The organism is Nocardioides sp. Z22_16, assembly GCF_058134365.1.
On record NZ_JBYTTI010000005.1, the window covers coordinates 64,908 to 84,386 of the forward strand.

At 72.0% G+C, this 19,479-nt stretch carries 19 protein-coding genes; 6 read left to right on the forward strand and 13 right to left on the reverse strand.

The genetic code is table 11. From position 1 onward, the window contains the following. Positions 1-13: 13 nt before the first annotated feature. Entirely contained in the window at positions 14-1,294 is a 1,281-nt protein-coding gene (locus tag AC3X7R_RS15450; RefSeq protein ID WP_489966565.1) for an acetyl-CoA C-acetyltransferase, read from the reverse strand. A 230-nt stretch (positions 1,295-1,524) separates the two neighbouring features. On the opposite strand from AC3X7R_RS15450, the gene AC3X7R_RS15455 reads away from it, so the two are divergent. Both AC3X7R_RS15455 and AC3X7R_RS15460 read left to right on the forward strand, forming a co-directional pair. After that, positions 1,525-2,859 carry a 3-oxoacyl-ACP reductase gene (locus AC3X7R_RS15455; RefSeq protein WP_489966566.1) on the forward strand — a complete coding sequence of 445 codons (1,335 nt, stop codon included), beginning with the start codon at positions 1,525-1,527 and terminating at the stop codon, positions 2,857-2,859. A 1-nt stretch (position 2,860) separates the two neighbouring features. Beyond that, a complete protein-coding gene (locus AC3X7R_RS15460) occupies positions 2,861-3,709 on the forward strand; it encodes a MaoC family dehydratase (protein ID WP_489966567.1) in 849 nt (282 codons plus the stop codon). Positions 3,710-3,732: 23 nt separating this feature from the next. On the opposite strand, the gene AC3X7R_RS15465 is transcribed toward AC3X7R_RS15460, so the two are convergent. The 3 genes from AC3X7R_RS15465 to AC3X7R_RS15475 form a co-directional block, all read right to left on the reverse strand. After that, positions 3,733-4,989, reverse strand: a complete 1,257-nt coding sequence (locus AC3X7R_RS15465; RefSeq protein ID WP_489966568.1) for a peptidoglycan DD-metalloendopeptidase family protein — start codon at positions 4,987-4,989, stop codon at positions 3,733-3,735. 184 nt (positions 4,990-5,173) lie between these two features. After that, complete coding sequence (locus tag AC3X7R_RS15470) at positions 5,174-6,031, reverse strand: acyl-CoA thioesterase (protein WP_489966569.1); 858 nt, start codon at positions 6,029-6,031, stop codon at positions 5,174-5,176. Further along, positions 6,031-6,966, reverse strand: coding sequence for a proteasome assembly chaperone family protein (locus AC3X7R_RS15475; RefSeq protein ID WP_489966570.1), 936 nt, complete (start codon positions 6,964-6,966; stop codon positions 6,031-6,033). Before AC3X7R_RS15475 ends, AC3X7R_RS15470 begins: the two co-directional genes overlap by 1 nt. Before the next feature lie 158 nt (positions 6,967-7,124). Between AC3X7R_RS15475 and AC3X7R_RS15480 the strand changes: the two genes are divergently transcribed. The 4 genes from AC3X7R_RS15480 (at position 7,125) to AC3X7R_RS15495 (ending at position 12,235) form a co-directional block, all read left to right on the forward strand. Then, positions 7,125-8,324 carry a thiolase family protein gene (locus AC3X7R_RS15480; RefSeq protein WP_489966571.1) on the forward strand — a complete coding sequence of 400 codons (1,200 nt, stop codon included), beginning with the start codon at positions 7,125-7,127 and terminating at the stop codon, positions 8,322-8,324. Beyond that, complete coding sequence (locus AC3X7R_RS15485; RefSeq protein WP_489966572.1) at positions 8,324-10,411, forward strand: 3-hydroxyacyl-CoA dehydrogenase NAD-binding domain-containing protein; 2,088 nt, start codon at positions 8,324-8,326, stop codon at positions 10,409-10,411. Before AC3X7R_RS15480 ends, AC3X7R_RS15485 begins: the two co-directional genes overlap by 1 nt. A gap of 154 nt (positions 10,412-10,565) precedes the next feature. Further along, the gene (locus AC3X7R_RS15490; protein WP_489966573.1) at positions 10,566-11,105 is read left to right on the forward strand and encodes a SigE family RNA polymerase sigma factor; all 540 of its coding nucleotides are present in this window, start codon (positions 10,566-10,568) and stop codon (positions 11,103-11,105) included. Next, positions 11,102-12,235, forward strand: a complete 1,134-nt coding sequence (locus AC3X7R_RS15495; RefSeq protein WP_489966574.1) for a hypothetical protein — start codon at positions 11,102-11,104, stop codon at positions 12,233-12,235. Before AC3X7R_RS15490 ends, AC3X7R_RS15495 begins: the two co-directional genes overlap by 4 nt. Positions 12,236-12,242: 7 nt before the next feature. Here AC3X7R_RS15495 and AC3X7R_RS15500 read toward each other — a convergent pair whose 3' ends face one another. The 9 genes from AC3X7R_RS15500 to AC3X7R_RS15540 all read right to left on the reverse strand — a co-directional run bounded on the left by AC3X7R_RS15500 (position 12,243) and on the right by AC3X7R_RS15540 (position 19,468). Continuing rightward, positions 12,243-13,712, reverse strand: coding sequence for an amino acid permease (locus AC3X7R_RS15500; RefSeq protein ID WP_489966575.1), 1,470 nt, complete (start codon positions 13,710-13,712; stop codon positions 12,243-12,245). A gap of 45 nt (positions 13,713-13,757) precedes the next feature. Then, complete coding sequence (dxs, locus tag AC3X7R_RS15505) at positions 13,758-15,674, reverse strand: 1-deoxy-D-xylulose-5-phosphate synthase (RefSeq protein ID WP_489967087.1); 1,917 nt, start codon at positions 15,672-15,674, stop codon at positions 13,758-13,760. A gap of 119 nt (positions 15,675-15,793) precedes the next feature. Further along, entirely contained in the window at positions 15,794-16,441 is a 648-nt protein-coding gene (locus AC3X7R_RS15510) for a 4a-hydroxytetrahydrobiopterin dehydratase (protein WP_489966576.1), read from the reverse strand. A 27-nt stretch (positions 16,442-16,468) separates the two neighbouring features. After that, positions 16,469-17,395, reverse strand: coding sequence for an SMP-30/gluconolactonase/LRE family protein (locus tag AC3X7R_RS15515; RefSeq protein ID WP_489966577.1), 927 nt, complete (start codon positions 17,393-17,395; stop codon positions 16,469-16,471). Beyond that, entirely contained in the window at positions 17,392-17,841 is a 450-nt protein-coding gene (locus tag AC3X7R_RS15520) for an NUDIX domain-containing protein (protein ID WP_489966578.1), read from the reverse strand. Before AC3X7R_RS15520 ends, AC3X7R_RS15515 begins: the two co-directional genes overlap by 4 nt. A 10-nt stretch (positions 17,842-17,851) precedes the next feature. After that, a complete protein-coding gene (locus AC3X7R_RS15525; protein ID WP_489966579.1) occupies positions 17,852-18,223 on the reverse strand; it encodes a hypothetical protein in 372 nt (123 codons plus the stop codon). 33 nt (positions 18,224-18,256) lie between these two features. Then, complete coding sequence (locus tag AC3X7R_RS15530; protein ID WP_489966580.1) at positions 18,257-18,661, reverse strand: YjbQ family protein; 405 nt, start codon at positions 18,659-18,661, stop codon at positions 18,257-18,259. A gap of 25 nt (positions 18,662-18,686) precedes the next feature. Further along, the gene (locus tag AC3X7R_RS15535; RefSeq protein WP_489966581.1) at positions 18,687-19,271 is read right to left on the reverse strand and encodes a GNAT family N-acetyltransferase; all 585 of its coding nucleotides are present in this window, start codon (positions 19,269-19,271) and stop codon (positions 18,687-18,689) included. Further along, positions 19,268-19,468 carry a thiamine-binding protein gene (locus AC3X7R_RS15540; protein WP_489966582.1) on the reverse strand — a complete coding sequence of 67 codons (201 nt, stop codon included), beginning with the start codon at positions 19,466-19,468 and terminating at the stop codon, positions 19,268-19,270. The genes AC3X7R_RS15535 and AC3X7R_RS15540 overlap by 4 nt, the downstream gene beginning before the upstream one ends. Between the last annotated feature and the right edge of the window lie 11 nt (positions 19,469-19,479).

Genomic DNA, 19,479 nt, shown 5'->3' on the forward strand with positions numbered 1-19,479 from the left:
TGAGCAGTGTGGCCTACTTCTCGAGGATCGCGACGACGCCCTGGCCGCCGGCCGCGCAGATCGAGATGAGCCCGCGGCCGGAGCCCTTGGCGTCGAGCAGCTTGGCGAGCACCGGGACGATGCGGCCACCTGTGGCGGCGAAGGGGTGGGCGGCGGCCAACGAGGAGCCGTTGACGTTGAGCTTGTCACGGTCGATGGAGCCGAGCGGGGCGTCCAGACCCAGGCGCTCCTTGCAGAAGACCGGGTCCTCCCAGGCCTTGAGCGTGGAGAGGACCTGCGAGGCGAACGCCTCGTGGATCTCGTAGTAGTCGAAGTCCTGCAGCGTGAGGCCCTCGCGCTCCAGCATCCGGGCGACCGCGTAGGCGGGCGCCATCAGCAGCCCCTCGTGACCGTGCACGTAGTCGACGGCGGCGGTCTCGTGGGCGGTGAGGTAGGCGAGCACCGGGAGCCCTCGCTCCTGCGCCCACTCCTCCGAGGCCAGCAGGACCGCCGAGGCGCCGTCGCTGAGGGGGGTGGAGTTGCCGGCGGTCATCGTCGCCGCGGCACCCTTGCCGAAGACCGGCTTGAGCTTCGCGAGCTTCTCGGGGGTCGAGTCGGCCCGCATGTTGGTGTCGCGCGCGACGCCGCGGAAGGGCGTCACGAGGTCGTCCTGGAACCCCTCCTCGTAGGAGCGGGCGAGGTTCTGGTGGGAGCGGGCGGCGAGCTCGTCCTGCTCCTCGCGGCCGACCCGCCACTCCAGCGCGGTGAGAGCCGCGTGCTCACCCATCGACTTGCCGGTGCGCGGCTCGCCGTTCTGCGGGATGTCGAGACCGATGTCCCCGGGCCGGATCTGGCCGAGCGCGGAGAGCCTCCCCTTCAGGTCCTTGGCGGAGTTGACCTTCATCAGCTTCTTGCGGAGCTTGTCGCTGATCGCCACCGGCGCGTCGGAGGTGGTGTCCGAGCCACCGGCGATGCCGACCTCGATCTGTCCCAGGGCGATCTTGTTGGCGACCTGGATGACCGCCTGCAGGCCGGTGCCGCAGGCCTGCTGGATGTCGGTGGCGGGCGTGCCCGGGTCCAGCTTGGAGCCCAGGACGCACTCGCGGGTCAGGTTGAAGTCGCGCGCGTGCTTGAGGACGGCGCCGGCCACCACTTCGCCGACCCGCTCGCCCTCCAGGCCGAACCGGGTGACCAGTCCGTCGATGGCCGCGGTGAGCATCTCCTGGTTGGAGACGTCGGCGTAGACGCCGTTGGAACGCGCGAAGGGGATCCGGTTGCCGCCGATGACGGCGACGCGGCGGGTCTGGGCCTGCATCTTGTGCTCCTGGGGTGTGGCGGGGTGAGGGGTCGGGAACGTCGGTGGGGAAGGTCGCTCGCGGCGTTCCATCCTTCCGCGTACCCACCCGGGCCGGAACCCGATGAGGGCAAGGTCACGAAATCTGGACGCGGAGTTACACCTGGAGTTACATGTCAGGCAGTCTATCCCCGGGCCCCGGCCACCTCGGCGGCCGAAGACCGTTCCACCACCGAAAGGCACCTCGCGCCATGAGCGACCGTTACCAGGGCTTCGTCTCCTCCCCGATCGGCAAGCTGCTCGTCAAGAACCTCGGCCTGCCCAGCCCGGCCAGGCTGGAGAGGTGGACCGAGGGCGCCCCGCTGGTGGACGGCACCGTGCTCGTCGGCGGTCGCGGCCGGCTCGCCGGCCAGCTCCCCAAGGTGCTCGACGGCCTGGGCGTCGCCACCCTCTCCGAGGACCAGGAAGGGACGACGTACAAGGGCCTGGTCTTCGACGCGACCGGTCTCGCCGAGCCGGGCGACCTCGTCGCCCTGCGCGACTTCTTCACCCCCCTGATGCGACGGCTCGCGACCTGCCCCCGCGTCGTCGTGCTGGGCACCCCGCCGGAGGACCTCGAGGGGAGCGAGCGAGTGACGCAGCGGGCACTGGAGGGGTTCACCCGCTCGCTAGGCAAGGAGATCGGCCGCGGCGGCACCGCCCAGCTGGTCTACGTGGCGCCGGGCGCCGAGGCTGCGACCGAGTCGACGCTCGCCTTCCTGCTCTCACCCAAGTCCGCCTACGTCTCGGGCCAGGTCGTGCGGATCGGCGCCCACGGCAGCAAGGACGCCGCCCCGGTGGCCGACTGGGAGAAGCCGCTGGCCGGCAAGGTCGCCCTGGTCACCGGCGCCAGCCGGGGCATCGGGGAGCAGATCGCCAGGGTCCTGCACCGGGACGGGGCCACCGTCGTCGGCGTCGACGTGCCCCAGGCCGCCAGCGACCTGCAGACCCTGATGGCCGAGCTCGGCGGTGACCACCTCAGCCTCGACATCACCCACTCCGACGCTCCGCAGCGGATCGCCCACCACCTGCGCGAGCAGCACGGCGGGGTGGACGTGGTGGTGCACAACGCCGGCATCACGCGCGACAAGAAGCTGGCCAACATGGCCCCGGACCGCTGGGAGAGCGTGATCGCGGTCAACCTCCTCGCCCCCGAGCTCATCACCCGGGAGCTGCTCGAGCAGGGCGTGGTCAACGACAACGGGCGGATCATCGGGGTCGCCTCCATCGCCGGGATCGCCGGCAACGTCGGGCAGACCAACTACGCCGCCTCCAAGGCGGGCGTCATCGGCCTCGTCGGCAGCCTCGCCGACGAGCTCGAGGGCGGCATCACCGTCAACGCGGTGGCACCCGGCTTCATCATCACCCAGATGACCGCGGCCGTGCCCTTCGCCACCCGCGAGGTCGGCCAGCGCCTCAACGCCATGAGCCAGGGCGGCCTGCCGGTCGACGTCGCGGAGACCATCGCCTGGTTCGCCTCGCCGGGCTCGACCGCGGTCAACGGCAACGTGGTGCGGGTCTGCGGCCAGATGATGCTGGGGGCCTGAGATGTCCGGCGTGCTCACGCTGGCCCGCGCCGCCCTGCCGGCCGTGCCCGGCGTCAACCAGCTGCCCGGCGTGCGCAAGGCCCCCGCCGACTCGTTCGCGGGGATGTCGCGCACGGGTCCGGTGACCCGGATCGACCCCGCCCACGTCGCGGCGTACGCCGAGGTCTGCGGCTTCCCACGGCGCGACACGGTCCCGCTCAGCTACCCGCACCTGCTCACCTTCGACCTGCAGATGGCGATCATGAGCAGCCCCGAGTTCCCCTGGCCGGCGATCGGCACCGTCCACCTGGAGAACACGATCACCTCGCACCGCCCCATCGGCAACGACGAGCAGCTGGGCGCCACCACCTCGGTGCGCGCGCCGCGGCCGCACCCCAAGGGCACGCTCCTCGACTTCGTGACGTCCATCAGCTCCGGCGACGAGGTGGTGTGGGAGTCGACCTCGACCTACCTGCGCCGCGGCCGGGGCCAGGAGGACGCGTCACGCGGGCTCGACATGCCGGTGGTGCCGCAGGGTCGGGCCGTCTGGGACCTCCCGGCCGACCTGGGCCGCCGGTACGGCGCCGTCTCGGGCGACCTCAACCCGATCCACCTCTACCCCGTCACCGCGCGGGCGCTCGGCTTCAAGCGGCAGATCGCGCACGGCATGTGGTCCAAGGCCCGCTGCCTCGCCGCGATCGAGAACCGTCTTCCCGACGCGGTGCGGGTGGAGGTCTCGTTCCGCAGGCCCATCTTCCTGCCGGGCCAGGTCTCGTTCGGCCTGGAGGGCGACCGGTCGCAGTGGGCCTTCTCGCTGGTCAGCCCCAAGGACGCAGCCCCCCACCTGGTGGGCCGGGCCGTCGCCCTGTGAGGTGACGCCGGTGAGCGAGGCCGTCAGCGCGGCTGCCCGAACTGCACCGTGGCGACGGTGCGCGCCGCGGTGGCGTCCAGCGGAGCCTGGGCGAGGTTGAAGACCGCGGTCGAGGGCGTCCACGAGCCGAGGTCCGTGACGCCGTTGCCGTCCCAGTCCCCGGTCACCGGGAGGTCTCCCGGGTAGCCGAACGGCACCGCGGAGACGACCGGCACCCCGGCTCCGTCCACGTGGCGCAGGGTGTAGCGCAGCAGGCTGCGGTCGTAGACGCCCACGTCGGTGCGGCCGTCCCCGTTCCAATCGCCCGTCACCGGGACGTCGTCGCGGTCACCCAGCGCCACCGCCTCGACGGCGCCGCTGGCGAGGCGCAGGAAGAACGTGGCCGCGCTGGGGCGGAAGACGCCCACGTCGGAGAGGCCGTCGCCGTCCCAGTCGCCCACCACCGGGCGGTCCCCGCGGGCGCCGAACCGGAGCTGGGTGGTCCCGGCGGGTCCGCTCAGCTTGAACATCCGGCCGCGGGGGTTCCACACCCCGGGCTCCGCGGTCCCGTTCCCGTCCCAGTCGCCGAGGAGCGGCTCGTCGGTGCCGGCGCCGAACCGCAGCACCAGCGGGGCCAGCCCGTCGGGCTGGTGCACCACGAAGTCGCTCGTGGCGGTCCGGCGGAAGACCGCCACCTCGGCCGCCCGCTCCCCCGTGAGGTTGGCGGCCATCGGCACGTCCACGCAGTTGGCGGAGGCGACCGCGCCGTAGCTGAGCGGGACGCCGGAGAAGTGGGCGGGGACGACGTCGCGCCCCACCTTCTGCTCGAAGTGCAGGTGCGGGCCGGTGCTGTTGCCGGTGCTGCCGACGGCGCCGATCAGGGCTCCCTGGTCGACCGTCGACCCTGCGGTCACGAAGACGTTCCTCAGGTGCGCGTAGGTGGTCGTCTCGGCGTTCCCGTGGTCGATGACGACGTGCTTGCCGTATCCGCGGGCGTTCCGCTGGTTGGCGATCGTGACCCGCCCCGGCGCCGCCGCCACCACGGCCTTGCCGAGGTCCTTGGCGCGGTTGAAGTCCACGGCATGCCGGCTCGGAGAGTGGCGCGCGCGGGTGCCCGCGCTCCAGTCCTGCGCACAGGTGAAGGGCACCTGGTAGGAGGTCACCGGCACGGCGAGGTGCGTGCGCGCGGCGGAGATCTGGGCGGCGGCCGCAAGGCCCGCCGAGGAGAGGACGAGCGCGGCCAGCCCGGAGACCGCCACCGCGGAGCGGACGCGACGGCTGGGACGCGAGGAGTTGAGCACGGGTGACCGCCTTGGACGTAGGGAGCGCCCGTGGTCTCCGTCGCCCGGGGGCACTGGCGCCCCAGGGGACACTCGTGCCACGCAAGCGCTCATCCGCCACGGAAGCGCACACAGATAAACACGCGCCCGGCGTGTCTGTCGCCTGTTCCCCCGAATTACATCGTTGTGATGGTAGTGGGGCCGCTCAGCGGAGCCTGCGGATGAGCCCTTCCTGGGCGACGGTCGCCACCAGCGAGCCGTCCTCGGCGAAGACGTTGGCGAGTGCCAGGCCACGACCGCCGGAGGCCGACGGCGAGTGCTGGTCGTAGAGCCACCACCGGTCGGCTCGGCCGGGCCGGTGGAACCAGACCGTGTGGTCCAGGGAGGCCGGCTGGAGGTCGGCCGAGTCGATGTCCACGCCGTGCGGCACCAGGGCCACCCCGAGCAGGGTGAGGTCGGTGCCGTAGAGGAGGGCGGCCTGCTGGATGAACGGATCGTCGGGCAGCTCCCCGTCGACCCGGACCCAGGCGCGCGCCCGGGCCGGCCGCCTCGCGTCGGGCTCGAGCCCTCGCCGCGAGGTCCCCACGTAGCGAATGTCGAGGGCGGCCCACTCCCGGCTCCACTCCTCGGCCTGCGCGTCCCCGCGGCGCCCGATGAGCGACGCCAGGGAGACCGCCTCCGCCGGCGGCGGGACGCCCGGCATGACCTCCTGGTGGTCGAACCCGTCCTCGGGCAGCTGGAAGCTGCAGGTCTGGTAGTAGATCGGCCGTCCGTGCTGGCGCGCCACCACCCGCCGGGAGACGAAGGTGCGACCGTCACGGATGCGCTCCACGTCGTAGACGATCGGCACCGCGGTGTCCCCGGGACGCAGGAAGTAGGAGTGCAGGGAGTGCAGCGCGAACGGCGGCTCGACGCTGCGCGAGGCGGCCAGCAGCGCCTGCGCGGCCACCTGGCCGCCGAAGACCCGTTGCCGGCGCGTGTCGGGCTGGCGCCCGCGGAACAGGTCGACGTCGAGGTCCTCCAGGTCCAGCAGCTCGAGCAGCTCGGCCGCGGACCCGGGCACTAGGCCTGCCCCGGGTCGTTGTCGGGGCGGTCCAGCCCGGCCAGGAACTGCTCGAACTGCCGCCCCAGGTCCTCGGCCGTGGGGAGGGGCTCGTCCTCGGCCAGCAGCGAGGCGCCAGACTCCTCGGCCCGCTGGAACGAGTCGTACTGCTGCTCCAGGGCGGACACGACGTCGCGCACCTCCTCGTGGCTGCTGAGGTAGCGCGCGACCTCCTGCTCGCACTCCTCCGCCGCTCGGCGCACCGACGTGAGGTCGATGGTCAGCCGGCCCCCGATCTCCAGGTTCTCCAGGAGGGTCAGCGAGGCCGGCGGGTACTCCATCTGGGCCAGGTAGTGCGGCACGTGGGCCACGTATCCCATCGCCGGGTGGTTCCACTCCCCCAGCCGCACCTCCAGCAGGGCCTGGGCGCTGGAGGGCACCCGCAGCTCGCCGCGCCACGGGCTCCGCCCGGTCAGCAGACCGGACACGTTGGCATGGTGGGTGACGGCGATCGGGCGGGTGTGGGGCACGGCCATCGGCACCGACCCCAGGCTCACCACCCGGGTCACGTCCAGGCGGGTCACCACCTCGCGCACCGCCAGGGCGAAGCCCTCCCAGCGAATGTCGGGCTCGGGGCCGGCCAGGAGCAGGAACGGGGTGCCGCCGGAGTCCCGCATCAGCCGCACCGAGAGCCGCGGCGCCTCGAACCCCTCGTAGTGGTCCTGCACGAAGGCGATCGGCGGACGCCGCGCGCGGTAGTCGTGGAGCTGGTCGACGTCGAAGGTGGCCACCACGGGGCCCTCCCCGAGCTCGCGCAGGTGCTGCACCGCCACCTCGGCGGACTGGCCCGCGTCCAGGAACCCGGAGAGCACCACGACCATGGTGAGCTCCTCGACCCCCGCGAGCTCCGGCACGTCGTCGACGATGTGCACAAGGCGGTTCGGGGCGTCAGGCATGGCGCCAGCCTATGCTGCCACCCGCGCGAGGGGCCTCCCCCCGGCCACCGGCGGACGTGACCACCCGCACAGCGGGATATCCTCTCCTTGTTGTTACTGAGAGGTAACATTACCTCGCCCGGGCTACGACCGGGTCACCCCCACCACTAGGAGACTTCGTGCCCCGACAGTTGCGAGAGGTCGTCTTCGTCGACGGCGTGCGCACGCCGTTCGGCAAGGCCAAGGGCCAGTTCGCCGAGACCCGCGCCGACGACCTCGTCATCAAGTGCATCCGCGAGCTCATGCGGCGCAACCCCTCGCTCCCCCCGGAGCGGGTCGACGAGGTCGCCATCGCGGCGACCACCCAGATCGGCGACCAGGGCCTGACCATGGGGCGCACCGCGGCCCTGCTGGCCGGCCTGCCCAACACCACCCCCGGCTACTCCATCGACCGCATGTGCGCCGGTGCGATGACCGCGGTCACCACCACCGCCGGCGGCATCGCCTTCGGCTCCTACGACGTGGTGATCGCCGGTGGGGTCGAGCACATGGGCCGCCACCCGATGGGTGAGCGTGTCGACCCCAACCCACGGATCATCTCCGAGAAGATCGTCGATCCCGACGCCCTGGTGATGGGCAAGACCGCGGAGAACCTGCACGACCGCTACCCCGCGATCACCAAGGAGCGCGCGGACGCCTTCGCCGTCCGCAGCCAGGAGCGCACCGCCGCGGCCTACGCCGCCGGCAAGATCCAGCCCGACCTGGTGCCGGTCGCGACCCGCTCGGCCGAGGAGGGCTGGGGCCTGGCCCTGACCGACGAGGCGCCCCGCCCGCAGACCTCCATGGAGACGCTGGCCGGGCTCAAGACGCCGTTCCGCGCCCACGGCAACGTGACCGCCGGCAACGCCTCGGGCATCAACGACGGCGCCACCGCGGCGATCCTCGCCGACGAGGAGACCGCCAAGGAGCTCGGGCTGCCGATCAAGATGCGCCTGGTCTCCTACTCCTTCGTGGGCGTCGAGCCCGAGGTGATGGGCGCCGGACCGATCCCGTCGACCGAGAAGGCCCTCAAGCAGGCCGGCCTGACCATCGACGACATCGACGCCTTCGAGATCAACGAGGCGTTCGCGGTGCAGGTGCTCGCCCTGCTCGACCACTACGGCATCGCCGACGACGACCCGCGCGTCAACCCCTACGGCGGCGCGATCGCCATGGGTCACCCGCTCGCCTCCTCCGGCGTGCGCCTGATGAACCAGCTCGCTCGCCAGTTCGAGGAGCGTCCCGAGGTCCGCTACGGCATCACCACCATGTGCGTGGGCATCGGCATGGGCGGCACCATCGTCTGGGAGAACCCGCACTGGAACGGAGAGAAGGCCTGATGTCCGACCTGAGCACCCTCATCGAGAAGGCCGCGTCCCTCGCCCCCGAGAACGAGGTCGTGACGCACGCCAAGCTCCGCAAGGTCGCCCTCCCCGGTGACGCCGGGGTCCTGGGCCTGATCACCCTGGACAACGGGCTCGACCACACCCGGCCCAACACCTTCGGCTTCAAGAGCCTGATCGCGCTCAACGAGGCGATCGACGCGGCCCTGGCCGACGACGAGGTGACCGCCCTGGCGGTGACCGGCAAGCCGTTCATCCTGGCCGCCGGGGCCGACCTGTCCGGGATCTCCGGCGGCGGCCCCGACGGTGTCCGGCTGATCGCCGAGCTCGGCCACGGCGTCTTCCGCAAGCTGGGCGAGGGCGGCAAGCCCTCCTTCGGCTTCATCAACGGCCTGGCGCTCGGCGGCGGCCTCGAGGTGGCCCTGCACTGCACCTACCGCACCGTGATGGACTCCGCACCCGCCCTGGGGCTGCCCGAGGTCATGCTCGGCCTGGTCCCCGGCTGGGGCGGTGCGTGGCTGCTGCCCAACCTGATCGGGGCCGACTCCGCGGTCACCGTGATGGTGGAGAACCCGCTCAACAACGGCAAGGTCATCGGCGGCACGAAGGCGTACGAGCTCGGCATCGCCGACGCGGTCTTCTCCGGCGCCGACTACCTGGAGCGGTCGCTGCTGTGGGCCGCCGACGTGCTGACCGGCAAGGTGGTCGTGGAGCGGCCCGAGGTCGACCGGGGCGCCGGCTGGGACGCCGCCGTCCAGCGGGCCAAGGGCATCGTGCTCGCCAAGACGGGCGGTGCCTCCCCGGCGGCGCAGCGCGTGGTCGAGCTGCTCGAGGCCGCCCGCACCTCCTCGCGCGACGAGGGCTTCGCCGCCGAGGACCAGGGCCTGGAGGACATGTCCAGGACCCCGGAGCTGCTGGCCAGCCTCTACTCCTTCGACCTGGTGCAGAAGCGGGCCAAGCGCCCGGCGGGCGCCCCGGACAAGTCCCTGGCCCGCAAGGTCACCAAGGTCGGCATCGTCGGCGCGGGCCTGATGGCCTCGCAGATGGCGCTCCTCTTCGCCCGCCGGCTCGAGGTCCCCGTGGTCCTCACCGACCTCGACGAGGAGCGTGCCCAGAAGGGCGTCTCCTACGTCACCGCCGAGATCGACAAGCTGCTGGGCAAGGGCCGGATCAGCCAGGACAAGGCCAACCGCCTCAAGTCGCTGGTCTCCGGGTCGGCGGACAAGGAGACCGCGTTCGCGGGCGCCGACTTCGTCATCGAGGCCGTCTTCGAGGAGATGTCGGTCAAGAAGTCGGTCTTCGCCGACGTCGAGAAGGTCGTCTCCCCCGAGTGCGTGCTGGCGACGAACACCTCGTCGCTCTCCATCACCGAGATGGCGTCCGAGCTGCAGCACCCGGAGCGGGTCGTGGGCTTCCACTTCTTCAACCCGGTCGCGATCATGCCGCTGCTCGAGATCGTCAAGGGCGACGCCACCGACGACGCCACCCTGGCGACCGCCTTCGCCACCGGCAAGGGACTGAAGAAGACCTGCATCCTGGTCAAGGACAGCCCCTCGTTCATCGTCAACCGCCTCCTCGGCCGCTTCCTGGGCGAGGTCGCCAAGGCGGTCGACGCGGGCACCCCGATCGAGACCGCGGACGCCGCGTTCGCCGGCATCGCCCCGATGCCGCCGTTCATGCTGCTCGGCCTCGTCGGCCCGGCGATCGCACTCCACAACAACGAGACCCTGGTCAAGGCGTTCCCGGACCGCTTCTACGTCTCGCCGTTGCTGGAGCGGGTCGTGGCGGAGAAGAAGAGCTCGTTCTACCTGCCCGACCTCTCCATCGACCCGGAGATCAAGGCGCTGCAGGAGCAGCCGGAGAGCCCCGTCGTGCTGACCAAGGAGGAGCTGCGCGAGGCGGCCCTCTCCGGGCTCGCCGAGGAGGCGCGCCTGATGCTCGACGAGGGTGTCGTCGCGGCTCCCGAGGACCTCGACCTGGCGATGATCACCGGGGCGGGCTTCTCCTTCTGGAACGGCGGCCTGACCATGCTGCTGGACTCCTCCGGCGTGGCCGAGAAGGTCAACGGCAAGCGTTTCCACTGAGGGATCACCTCACCCGAGGGCGTCCGGCCGACAGGTCGGGCGCCCTCGTCCCATTTCGCCGGCTCCAAAGTCGTCCGGGTGTCCGACGAACCGAAACGACGCCTGGGATCGTCGTACCAGGCGTGAGAGCGACACCGAGAAGCCGGGAGACCAGATGACGCGGCGCGACCCCGAGGCGTTCACCGAGTTCGTCGCCGCCCGCTCGGCCGCCCTGCACCGGACCGCCTACCTCATGGTGGGCGAGCGCGGCCTGGCGCAGGACCTGCTCCAGGAGGCGCTGACCAAGACCTACCTGGCCTGGCCGCGGCTCCGAGACCCGCGCAGCGCGGAGGCGTACACCCGCAAGACGATCACCACCACGGCGATCTCCTGGTACCGGCGCAAGGGCTGGTCGGCCGAGCGGCCCGGGGCGGAGCCCCCCGAGGTCGTCCGCCCCGGGCACGAGACCGAGGTGACCGAGCGCGAGTGGCTCTGGGAGGCGCTCCTGGCCCTCCCGCCGCGCCAGCGCGCGGCCCTGGTCTGCCGCTTCTACGAGGACCTGAGCGAGGCCCAGACCGCTGAGGTCATGGGGTGTGCTCCGGGCACCGTCAAGAGCCAGGTCTCGGCCGGCCTCACCAAGCTGCGCCGGTCGGTGGCCGCGCGTGGCCTCGACGCGAAGGACCTGACGACCGAGCTGCTGGAGGCGAAGCGATGAGCACCGACCTGAGAGACCTGATGGAGGAGCGGGCGGACCGGCTCCCCGCCCCCGACCTCGACATCGCCGCCCTGATGGCGGGCGGGGAGCGCCGCCTGCGCCGGCGCCGGGTCGCGGGGGTGGCCGGCGCGGCGGTGCTGGGCCTGACCGCGGCCTTCGCGGGCCCGGGACTGCTGGGCTCCACCGGCGGGGACCCCCATGACGGTCTCGTCGCCGACGGCGGCGCGGGCGCCGAGGCTCCCGTGGCCTGGGCGCGCGGCTCCGTCCTGCACACCTCTCCCACCGGGCCGACGGTCGACCTCGGTGACGAGCCGGTGGCTCTCGTGCAGGGCGACTCCGGGTTCGTCTTCGCCGACGAGGAGGGCGTCGTCCACGCCGTCATCGACGGCGAGGTGCTGGAGGTGGGCAGGCTCGAGGCGCCCCGAGCGGGCCGTCTCGTGTCCGACGGCGACGTCGTCGCCTGGGTCGACGCCGGCGACGGAGAGCCGGCCTACGCCGCCCTGGACCTGTCGAGAGAACCGGCCGTCGTCTCCCTCCCGGTGCGTGAGGGCTACAGCACTCCTCTCGAGGAGGAGATGGAGATGGGTGAGGCTGTGGCGGCGGTGGACGGCGAGACCGTCTACCTGCGGGCCCGGAACGGGGCCGATGCCTGGCTGCCCTTCGCCGCCGACGCCGAGGTGGGGTCGTTGCCCGTGGCGGGGGGGACGCGTGTGAAGCTGCTCGACGTCAAGGACGGCGTCTTCCACTACCACCGCACCGGGGGCACCCCGGCGCAGAAGGAGGAGGACTACGTCGTGGGTCCGGACCTGCGCTCCGGCATCGCCCTCGACGGCTGGGACGGCTTCCTCTCCCCCGACGGTCGCTACCTGATCTCCGAGACGGCCGACGAGAACAGGGTCTTCGACACCGCGTCCGGAGAGCGACTCCCCTTCGACCTGGGCGCCTACGCGTTCGTGGCCGGCTACCGCTGGCTCGACGAGGACACCTACGCCGCGCTGGGCCTGACGGGCCTCGACGAGACCGAGGTCGACCTGCTCAGGTGCGAGGCCACCACCGGCGAGTGCGTGCCGCAGACCCAGGGCTTGCCGCTGGATGGTCCCCTGGTGCTGCCGCTCGGCGAGGCATGGTGAGGCCGCCTCACCGCTGTGCCAGGCGCGAGTGCGTGCGGCCGTAGAGGAAGTAGACGACCAGGCCGAGCGCCATCCAGACCAGGAAGCGGATCCAGGTGGCACCGGTGAGGTTGAGCATCAGGTAGACGCAGAGCAGCACCGAGCAGGTGGCCACGACATAGACCGCAGGCGTCCGGAAGGCGCGGGGCAGGTCGGGCCTGCGGCGGCGCAGGATCACCACCCCGATGCTCACCAGCACGAATGCGAAGAGCGCCCCGATGCTGACCAGGTTGACGAGGGTGGCGAGGTCGACGAGGCCGCCGATCAGGGCGACGGCCACCCCCGTCACCACCGTGACGACGTACGGCGTGCCGAACCGCGGGTGCACCTTGGCCAGCGGCCGCGGGAGGAGGCCGTCGCGGGCCATCGCGAAGGCGACCCGCGTCTGCCCCAGCATCAGGATCATCACCACGACGACGAGCCCGATGCAGGCACCGATCGCGATCAGGCGACCCATCCACTCCATGCCGACGGCGTCGAAGGCGGTGGCCAGCGGGGCGGCGTCGTTCTCGTCGATGTCGGTGTAGGGCCGCATCCCGGTCACCACGAGGCTGACCGCCATGTAGAGGACGGTGACCACCACCAGGGAGCCGAGGATGCCGCGCGGGACGTCGCGCTGGGGGTTCCGCGTCTCCTCGGCGGTCGTGGCGACGATGTCGAAGCCGAGGAAGGCGAAGAAGACGATCGAGGCACCGGCGACCACTCCGGCGATTCCGTAGACGGCGGGGTCGATCCCCAGCAGGGTGCTGATCAGCGTGTTGTCCTGGAACCCTCCCCCGCCCTCGGGCGCGGGGCGGGACTTGGGGATGAACGGCGTGTAGTTGTCGGGGTCGATGTGGGAGATCCCGAAGACGATGACGGCGGCGACCACGGCCAGCTTGATCGCGACGACGACCTGGTTGAGCCGGCTGGAGAACTTGATGCCGACGACCAGGGACGCGGTGACCAGCAGCGCGATGACCACCGCCGGGAGGTCGACCACACCGTCGGCCGCGGACCCGAGGCTGGTGGGCACCTCCAGGGCCGACCCGGCGACGACCTCCTGGAAGTAGCCGGAGAAGCTGGTGGAGAGGGCGGCAGCGCCGAGGGTGAACTCCAGGGCCAGGTCCCACCCGATGATCCAGGCCACGAGCTCGCCGAAGGTGGCGTAGCTGAACGTGTAGGCGCTGCCGGCCACCGGCAGGGTCGAGGCGAACTCGGCGTAGCAGAGCGCGGCCAGGCCGCAGGCCAGGCCGGCGATGGCGAAGGACAGCGTGATCGCCGGACCGCTGTTGGTCCGCGCCACCGTGCCGGTGACCACGAAGATCCCGGCTCCGATGATCACCCCGACCCCGAAGACCATCAGGTCGAGGGCGCCGAGGGTCTTCTTCAGCCGGTGCTCGGGCTCGTCGGTCTCCGCGATCGACTGCTCGACCGACTTGGTCCGCAGCAGGTCCATATGCCCCACGCTAGGGCCGCACGCCCCCGCGCGTCCATGCCCGGATCAGGACCCCTGGTCGGCCTGCACCTGGGTCTCGAGCAGCGGGCTGCCCTGCTCGGTCGCGGTGACGTCCTCGACGATCGAGCGAGCCAGCGACTGCGCGTCCAGCCTGATCCGGGAGAGGATCGCGGCCCGCTTGGCGTGGTCGAGGAACTGCTGGGGGATGCCGTGCAGCCGCACCGGCGTGGTCACCCGCTGCTCGTTGAGGGTCTGGAGGAGCACGGAGCCGCAGCCGCCGACCACCCCGTTGTCCTCGACGCTGACGACCAGGCGGTGCTCGCGGGCGAGCTGGACGATCGCGGGATCCACCGGCTTCACCCACCGCGGGTCCACGACCGTGACGCCGATGCCCTGGGCGACCAGCCGGTCCGCCACGTCGACCGCCACCTCGACCATCGAGCCCACGGCGACCACCAGCACGTCCTTGGTGCCCTTGCGGACCATCAGGTCGGCGCCGCCGGCCCTGCCGACCGCCTCCAGGTCCGCGGGCGGCGGTCCCTTGGGAAAGCGGACCACGGTGGGGGCGTCCTCGACGTCGATCGCCTCGTTGAGCAGCTCACGCAGCCGGGACGCGTCACGGGGCGCGGCGATCCGCAGTCCCGGGACGACCTGCAGGATCGACATGTCCCACATGCCGTTGTGGCTGGCGCCGTCGTCGCCGGTGACCCCGCTGCGGTCCAGCGCGAAGGTCACCCCGCACTTGTGCAGCGCCACGTCCATCAGAACCTGGTCGAAGGCACGGTTGAGGAAGGTCGCGTAGACCGCGAAGACCGGGTGCAGGCCCCCCATCGCCAGCCCGGCGGCGGAGGTCACGGCGTGCTGCTCGGCGATGCCGACGTCGAAGGTCCGCTCGGGGAAGCGACGCTCGAAGTGGTCGAGCCCGACCGGGTGCATCATCGCGGCGGTCAGAGCGACGACGTCGCTGCGCCGCTCCCCGATCCGCACCATCTCCTCGGCGAAGACGTCGGTCCAGATCCGCCCGGTGGGGTGCTCCTCGCCGGTCTCGACGTCGAAGGGCCGGGGGGCGTGGAACTGGTCGGCCTCGTGGGCCATCGCGGCCTGGTAGCCGAAGCCCTTCTTGGTCAGCGCGTGGACGATCACCGGCCCGTTGAACTTCTTGGCCTGGCTCAGGGCGTGCTCGAGCGCCGCGCGGTCGTGCCCGTCGATGGGGCCGACGTACTTCAGGCCGAGGTCCTCGAAGAGGCCCTGCGGCGCGATCGCGTCCTTCATGCCCTTCTTCATGGCGTGGAGGGCGTCGTACGCCGCCGGCCCGACGCCCTTGACCGCGGTGAGGCGGCGCTTGACCAGGTCGAGCACCTGCTCGTAGCGCGGGCTGGTGCGCAGGCTGGTCAGCGCGGTCGCCAGCCCGCCGATCGTCGGGGTGTAGGAGCGCTCGTTGTCGTTGACCACGATCACCAGACGGCTGTCCTGGGCGATGGCGATGTTGTTGAGGGCCTCCCAGGCCATGCCGCCGGTGAGGGCGCCGTCCCCGATCACCGCCACCACGTGCCGGTCCTCGCCCCGGACCCGGTAGGCCTTCGCCAGGCCGTCGGCATAGCTGAGCGCCGTGGAGGCGTGCGAGTTCTCGACGATGTCGTGCTCGGACTCGGCCTGGCTGGGGTAGCCGCTGACGCCACCCTCCTGCCGGAGCCGGTCGAAGCCGGCCGCGCGACCGGTGAGGAGCTTGTGCACGTAGGTCTGGTGCCCGGTGTCGAAGACCACCCGGTCGCGGGGGCTCTCGAAGACCCGGTGGATGGCCATCGTCAGCTCCACGACGCCGAGGTTGGGGCCCAGGTGGCCTCCGGTCCTCGCGCAGGTGGCGACGAGGAAGTCGCGGATCTCGGAGGCCAGCTCGGTGAGCTCGTCGTCGTCGAGATCTCGGAGGTCACGCGGTGTGGAGATCGTCTCCAGGTGGCCCATGGTCCTCCGCTTCCTGGGGGTGTACGGGTGGTCGGTGGTGCCGGGCGGCCCCACGGCGGCCACGGTGGTGTCCGTGCGAGGTCCAGCGGTCGATTCTAGGGGATGCTCCCAGCGCGACCTCACCCGTCGGGGTCGAGCACGGTGCAGACGCAGACGCGGTTTCCGTCCGGATCCGCCAGCACGATGAACGACGGGGCCGCGGTGTCGTCGACCAGGGTCCCCCCGGCCGCGAGCGCGGCCTCGACGCGCGGCCGCAGCTCCTCGGGCGGCACCGTGACGTCGAGGTGGAACCGCTGGCGGGGCTCCTCGGCGTCGCTGGCCTGGAACCAGAGCCGGGGCAGGTCCGCGTCGTCGTCACGGACCTCGTCGTCGGCTCGCGGGCTGCTCATCGCGAGCACGGCCTGCCAGAACGGCCTGACCGCGTCGTGGTCGGGCGTGTCGAGGGCGATCTCGACCGTGGCCAGCCGCTCGGTAGCCGCCCTGACCCCGCGCCCGGCCGCCAGCTCGCTGATCCGCCGGGCCAGGCGCACGTCGCGGTCGGTGACCCCCAGGACGTCGTGGCTGTAGAGCCGGACGTTGAGGTGGGCGTAGCGCAGGTCGAGGTCGGGATGGTGGTCGGCCTCCTGGGCCGCCTGACCGATCGCGGCGACGAGCTCCAGGCCGGTGTCGTAGCCGCGCGTCAGCAGCCGGGTCTGCAGGGCGTGGTTGAGCAGCCGCCAGTCGGGCAGGCCGGCTGCCTCGACGTCGGCACTGGTCAGCTTCTCCATGGCGTCCTCCCGGAGCTCGCGGGTCCTTCAGGTGGTCAGGTCGAGGACGGCGACCGCGGGCTCGTGCAGGCTGCCCAGCCAGACCCGTCCCTGGTGCTCGCGGACACCGGTCACCATGTGGAAGCCGGGGTGGTCGACGTCCAGGTCGTGCACGAGCCGCCCCTGGTCGTCGTAGGCCTGCACCCGGACGGTCCGGCGCGGCTTCGGCTGGAGCGGCTCGGGGACCCGGGTGACGAGGCGGCGCACCGCGAGCGGAGCACGCTGCAGCCGTTCCACCAGGGGGTCGCGCGGGCTGGCGATCGTCACCCAGACGAGGCCGTCGCTGCCGCGGGAGATGTTGTCGGGGTAGCCCGGCAGGTCGGAGCAGAGGAAGTCACGCTCCCCTGCCCGGGGACCGGTCAGCCAGTGCCGCACCACCGTCCTGGCCCCGGTCTCGGCGACGGCCACGAACTCCTCGCTCCGAGCGAGCGCGACCCCGTTGGCGAAGGCGAGCCCGTCGAGCACCACCTCCACCCGGCCGTCCGGGTCGAGGCGGAGCAGCCGCCCGGTGCGGGTGGCCTGGACGAAGTCGTCCTTCCAGCGCTCGATGCCGTAGTGCCGTGAGGAGTCGCTGAACCAGACGGTCCCGTCGGAGGCCACCGCGGCGTTGTTGCAGAACCGCATGGGCTCCCCGTCGACCTCGTCGACGAGCACCTCGACCGACCCGGTCCTGCTCACGACGAGCAGGCCGCGTCGCGCGTCGCAGACCAGCAGGTCGCCGTCGGGCAGCAGCTCCAGACCGAGGGGGCGCCCCCCGGTGTCGGCGACGCGGTCGAGCCGCGCGCCGTCGGCGCTCAGCCGCCAGATCGCGCCGTCCGCGGTCCCGGTGAGCACCGAGCCGTCGGGGGCGACCACGACGTCCTCGGCACCCTGGCCCGGGACGGGGTGGACCTGCAGCGGCGCGTGGGGGGTCATGAGGTCATGCTGGCGTAGATCAGCGAGTCCAGGAAGGCCGGCACGATCTCGGCGGCGGCCGCGGTGAGCGCCAGCCCGCGAGCGACCTGCGGGTCGACGAAGACGATCTGGCGGCCTTCGCGACAGTCGACGTCCTCGTCGCTCAGTGCCACCCGGGCCACGAAGACCTGCATGAGGTCATGGGTGCCGTAGGCCTCGCGGTGGTCGACCAGGAGCTCCCGCCAGAAGACCAGCCCGCCCTCGGGGAGGGCGAGGCCGGTCTCCTCCTCCAGCTCGCGGTGGGCGGCGGCCAGGAACTCCTCCCCCGGCTCCACGTGGCCGCCCGGGAGGCCCCACCTCTCCGGGTCGATCAGGGGGTGCTCGTCGCGCTCCTGGAGCAGCAGCCGGCCACGCGCGTCGACCAGCAGGACTCCGGCGAAGCGCCGGTCGGAGGTGGGCTGAGACATCGGGGCGAACCTACAGGCGGGCGACGAAGCGCCGGCCGCGCAACGCCTCCTCGACCAGGCCCACCGCGCGCCGCACCCCGAGCAGCCGCGCCTCCTCCGCCTGCCAGGTCGCCACCGCCGCCTCCACCGTGTCGAGGTCGGCCACGTCGCGCAGGTCGGCGCGAGCCTCGCTGAGGCCGCGGCGGCAAGCCGCCTGCTGCGCCTCCACGTGCAGCACCGCGAACCGGGCCAGGACGACGACGTGGCGTCGCAGCGCCTGGTGGGCGCGGTACTCCGGAGGAGAGATGTCGAAGAGCCAGTTCACCGCGGTGCGCTCCCAGTCCGGCGCGTCCGGCGGCCGGACCGCGGAGGGCCAGCCGGGCGGGGCGACGTAGGTGGGCACCAGGTCATCGTATGTCGAACACCTGTTCGATGCTCATCCGCGCAGGAAGTCCATCCGGACCTGTCGCACCGCGTTGTCCACGTTGAGGTCCACCAAGCAGATGCTCTGCCAGGTGCCGAGCGCGAGACGGCCGTCGTCGACCGGCACCGACGCATAGGGCGGGACCAGCGCCGGCATCACGTGCGAGCGTCCGTGCCCCGGAGAGCCGTGCCGGTGGCGCCAGCGATCATCGGCCGGCAGCAGGTCGCCGAGGGCGGCCAGCAGGTCGGCGTCGGATCCCGCACCGGTCTCCAGGATCGCCAGCCCCGCCGTGGCGTGCGGCACGAAGAGATGGAGCAGGCCGTCACCGCGGCCAGCCACGAACTCGGCACAGTCATCGGTGATGTCCAGCACCCGCTCGACGTCTCCGGTCAGGTAGTCGGTGCTCAGCGTCTCCATGGCCTCAGCCTGTCACGCGGCGGGCTCAGGGGGCGTCGATGTCGGCCTCGACCTCCGCCAGGACCGGGTCACGCAGTCCGACGAGGTCGCGTTGCCACCAGGCGTCGGGATAGACCAGCCGCCCGGCCATCCAGGTCTCGTGGGACGAGAGCAGGCGCACCTGGCAGGCACGCTCGGGGATCCGCGTCGATGGTCGTTCCAGACCCAGCGAGTCCGCGACGATCCAGCCGCGGGCGGAGTAGTAGCCCGGGTCTCCCTCCAAGAAGACGAGCGGGAAGCCCGCCTCCTCCGCGTGCCGCTCCGCCGCCCCGAGCAGGGCAGCGCCCACTCCCTGCCCCTGGGCCGAGGGGAGGACCGCGAGCGGACTCAGCACCGCCACGTCGACCAGCCGCGGGCGAGCATCCAGCCAGCCGGCACTGAGCCCGGCCACGCCGACCAGGTGCGCGTCCCGCTCGGCGACCAGCAGCGCCACGAGCTGGCCACGCGCGGCCAGGTCGTCCACCACCAGGGCGACCTGCTCTCCCTCGGCCGCACCGAACGCTTCCTCCAGGAGTGCCCGCACCTGGGGCGCCTCGGAGGCGGAGGCCTGCCGTATCACCTGAGAGGTCATGACAAATGCTCCTCCAGACGCTGCACCTTGGCCTCGAGCTCGCCGGAGTCGTGCCCCGCACGCAGATCGGCCTTCAGGACGAGGCCGACCCGGGGGGACGCCTCGGCGACCTTGAAGACAGCCTCCTTGACCACCGCCATCACCTCGTCCCACTCCCCCTCTTGGGTAACTTTGGTCATGGCATACGAGTCGCTCACCTAACGAGGAT

Excerpts from the sequence above, each read along its gene's own strand:
- AC3X7R_RS15450 (WP_489966565.1), bottom strand. The coding sequence starts at position 1,294 with ATGCAGGCCCAGACCCGCCGCGTCGCCGTCATCGGCGGCAACCGGATC.
- AC3X7R_RS15455 (WP_489966566.1), top strand. The coding sequence starts at position 1,525 with ATGAGCGACCGTTACCAGGGCTTCGTCTCCTCCCCGATCGGCAAGCTG.
- AC3X7R_RS15460 (WP_489966567.1), top strand. The coding sequence starts at position 2,861 with ATGTCCGGCGTGCTCACGCTGGCCCGCGCCGCCCTGCCGGCCGTGCCC.
- AC3X7R_RS15475 (WP_489966570.1), bottom strand. The coding sequence starts at position 6,966 with ATGCCTGACGCCCCGAACCGCCTTGTGCACATCGTCGACGACGTGCCG.
- AC3X7R_RS15485 (WP_489966572.1), top strand. The coding sequence starts at position 8,324 with ATGTCCGACCTGAGCACCCTCATCGAGAAGGCCGCGTCCCTCGCCCCC.
- AC3X7R_RS15490 (WP_489966573.1), top strand. The coding sequence starts at position 10,566 with ATGACGCGGCGCGACCCCGAGGCGTTCACCGAGTTCGTCGCCGCCCGC.
- AC3X7R_RS15495 (WP_489966574.1), top strand. The coding sequence starts at position 11,102 with ATGAGCACCGACCTGAGAGACCTGATGGAGGAGCGGGCGGACCGGCTC.
- AC3X7R_RS15500 (WP_489966575.1), bottom strand. The coding sequence starts at position 13,712 with ATGGACCTGCTGCGGACCAAGTCGGTCGAGCAGTCGATCGCGGAGACC.
- dxs (WP_489967087.1), bottom strand. The coding sequence starts at position 15,674 with ATGGGCCACCTGGAGACGATCTCCACACCGCGTGACCTCCGAGATCTC.
- AC3X7R_RS15510 (WP_489966576.1), bottom strand. The coding sequence starts at position 16,441 with ATGGAGAAGCTGACCAGTGCCGACGTCGAGGCAGCCGGCCTGCCCGAC.
- AC3X7R_RS15515 (WP_489966577.1), bottom strand. The coding sequence starts at position 17,395 with ATGACCCCCCACGCGCCGCTGCAGGTCCACCCCGTCCCGGGCCAGGGT.
- AC3X7R_RS15520 (WP_489966578.1), bottom strand. The coding sequence starts at position 17,841 with ATGTCTCAGCCCACCTCCGACCGGCGCTTCGCCGGAGTCCTGCTGGTC.
- AC3X7R_RS15530 (WP_489966580.1), bottom strand. The coding sequence starts at position 18,661 with ATGGAGACGCTGAGCACCGACTACCTGACCGGAGACGTCGAGCGGGTG.
- AC3X7R_RS15535 (WP_489966581.1), bottom strand. The coding sequence starts at position 19,271 with ATGACCTCTCAGGTGATACGGCAGGCCTCCGCCTCCGAGGCGCCCCAG.